A 519-nucleotide genomic window follows, 5' to 3' on the forward strand; every position below is an offset into this window, starting at 1 on the left:
CTGGACTTGGAGGAAGAGCCCTTAGTGCTGGTGGATTCGTCGGTCGACTTGGTCTTGGTGGAGGTCTCAGTCGCGGTGGCAGAGGAGCTCTTCGCAGCTGTGCTGGACTTGGTAACGAGGGTAGAGGAACCAGCAGAGCTGGAGCCGGTCACAGCACCGGAGGACTCGGCACCGCTGCCGGTGGGGGTAGTAGGGGCTTCAGTAGCCGTTCCAGAGGGGATCACGGGCTGAGAGGTGACGGTGGGAATGACAGTAGAGCCGGTCTCAGCGCCGCCAGTGGCAGTGGCAGTGGCAGTGGCACTGCCAGTCTCAGCAACGCCGGTGGTCTCGACATCGGAGGGACTCTCAACAGCAGAAGAAGTCTGGGCAGCGGCCACAGCAGCGAAGGCAGCGAGGATGAAAGTAGCACGCATTTTGACGTTTGAAGTAGATCCGTTAATCAAATTTTTGACAGTGACCCGGGTGTGGAGATGATCAGACGATGACACGCAGAGGAAGGCAAGCGAGTGTAATTGTTGT

General features: G+C 58.6%; 1 protein-coding gene. It reads left to right on the forward strand.

What is annotated here, in order from left to right:
- A partial coding sequence (locus P2W73_RS26695; protein WP_276505106.1) for a hypothetical protein occupies positions 1–231 on the forward strand: 231 nt, incomplete at its 5' end.
- Between the last annotated feature and the right edge of the window lie 288 nt (positions 232–519).

This window comes from Terrimonas pollutisoli (assembly GCF_029360765.1).
Lineage (GTDB): Bacteria > Bacteroidota > Bacteroidia > Chitinophagales > Chitinophagaceae > Terrimonas_B > Terrimonas_B pollutisoli.